This is a genomic window from Finegoldia sp. P3-F-LR, from assembly GCF_052932165.1.
Genome location: NZ_JBRFJE010000072.1, coordinates 1 through 262, shown reverse-complemented (window position 1 = coordinate 262; position 262 = coordinate 1). Strand labels below are relative to the sequence as shown.

Below are 262 nucleotides of genomic sequence, written 5' to 3'. Positions count from 1 at the left end.
GTATAGAGATATACCCCTCTCTTTATGAGACATCCATACAGGTGGTGCATGGTTGTCGTCAGCTCGTGTCGTGAGATGTTGGGTTAAGTCCCGCAACGAGCGCAACCCCTATACTTAGTTACCAGCGAATAAAGTCGGGGACTCTAAGTAGACTGCCGATGACAAATCGGAGGAAGGTGGGGATGACGTCAAATCATCATGCCCTTTATGTCCTGGGCTACACACGTGCTACAATGGTTGGTACAGAGGGAAGCTATATAGT

Annotated in this window: 1 rRNA gene; it reads left to right on the top strand. The window is 48.5% G+C overall.

The features are described from left to right. Window positions 1-262: ribosomal RNA gene (locus tag ACU68U_RS09370) — 16S ribosomal RNA — on the top strand; the annotation flags it as partial.